Annotated in this window: 2 protein-coding genes; both read right to left on the bottom strand. The window is 67.2% G+C overall.

All coding sequences use genetic code 11. The features are described 5' to 3' along the window. The coding region (locus tag ACDELDRAFT_RS22195) for a Yip1 family protein (protein WP_005800984.1) at positions 1 to 768 on the bottom strand (768 nt) is incomplete at its 3' end. 210 nt (positions 769 to 978) lie between these two features. Next, complete coding sequence (locus ACDELDRAFT_RS22200; RefSeq protein WP_005800986.1) at positions 979 to 1716, bottom strand: lysophospholipid acyltransferase family protein; 738 nt, start codon at positions 1714 to 1716, stop codon at positions 979 to 981. Positions 1717 to 1734 lie beyond the last annotated feature (18 nt).

Genomic DNA, 1734 nt, shown 5'->3' on the forward strand with positions numbered 1-1734 from the left:
GGCCGCTGCCGCGGCGGCGTTGCCCGTGGCGGCCGCGATGGCGGTCGGGTCCTGGCTCTTCTGGGCTTGCTCCATCTGGCGGGCGGCCTCTTCCATCTTCTTGCCGGCGGCCTCCAGCCCGGCCGTGTTCACCGACACCTTGCCGCCAGGGGTCTCCAGCGAAATGGCCGGCGTATCGGCCCCGCCGAAGAGGCTCCCGCTGCGGGGCATGAACAGCGCGCTGACCGAACCCATCACCACCGCCATCACGATGGCGGCAATCAGCACCACCACGGTATAGACCACGGACTTTTCCGCCGGATTCTTCATGAGCACCGGCAGTCCGGTGTAGATGAGATAGATCGAATACAGCGCCGCCAGCAGCCCCAGCACCGACAGTGCCGGCAGCAGGCTGAACACGCCACCCAGCAGCGCAGCGGTGCTGCCATACACCGCCAGCTTGAGCGCCTGGATCTGGCTCTTCTGGCCGCCGAACGTCGGTGCCAGCGCATCGACGATGAGCGCCAGCACAAACACCCCCGCCAGACTCAGCACATACGACACCACCATGTTGGCCAAGCCGGCCAGCAGGGGGATGCGGATCGTGACCCCGAAGCCGCCCATGCCGATCAGCGACAGCCCGATGAAGCCGCAGACGGCAGGAATGGCCGCCAGCAGCATGAGGTAGCGCGTGTACAGCCCGGCCATGTCGGCCGGCTCGTGTTCGATGGTGGCCCAGGTCTGCCTGGGTTGAAGAAGAATCCCCTTGACGCGTTCGATCAAATTCATGTGCCCTCCCGGCCGTGGAAAACGGACTGCACGACGCGGCAGCCTCAAAGCCGCGAAAGATACTGGAATTGGGGAAATTTGGCGACCATTTGGATGCGGAATGCCGCCACATCTGTGCAATATGCCCGCTTTGAGGCCCATTGCCCCCAGCAGCAGCACGGCCGCAGCCGTGACAGGGCAAGGTCAAGCCCAGGAGGGCGGTGGCGGCCTTCAGCCCTGCCGCAACCGGTCCACGCTGGCGTGCAGGTGCTGCGTCCAGGCGCGGCGATCGCGGCCATCCGCCTTTTCGGGCACGCCGTAGTGCACCACGGCTTCGATGGCAGGGGCGCTCAGCGTGCGCCAGATGGACCCCACGAGGGTCTCGTCGCCGATGTAGCTCGGGGCATAGCTGGGCCTGCCGCTTGCCTTGTCGATGAATTGCAGGCCCACGGGTTGCACGAACGCCTCGGCCGACACCGCCGCCTGCAGAAGGTTGGCGTGGAACGGCAGCAGCGTCCGGCCGTCGCCCGTGGTTCCCTCGGGGAACACCGCCAGCACCTCGCCGCGCTCCAGCGCATCGTGCATGGACCGCACCATGCGCAGCGCATCGCGGCGCGAACTGCGCTCGATGTACAACGTGCCGGCGGCCGTGGCCAGCGTGCCGATGAGCGGCCAGGCCTGCACATCCGACTTGGAGACGAAACGGCAATGCCGTGCCGCGTGCATGACCGGGATGTCGAGCCACGAGAGGTGGTTGGCCACCAGCATCACGGGCCCACCCACCGGCGGCGTGCCCTTGATGCGCAGCGAAATGCCGGTGTGCGCAAGCAGTTCCATGGCCCAGGCCTGCACGCGCGCGTGCTGCTGGTCGGGCGCGAGCGCGGGAAAGCGCAGCGCCACGATCGCCAAGCCCTTCAGGATGTGGCCCAGCAACCGCAAAAGGCGCCAGCAGGCCAGAAGGTTTCTCATGCGCCAGCGCCCTTGCGC

This window comes from Acidovorax delafieldii 2AN (assembly GCF_000175235.1).
GTDB lineage: Bacteria > Pseudomonadota > Gammaproteobacteria > Burkholderiales > Burkholderiaceae_C > Acidovorax > Acidovorax delafieldii_B.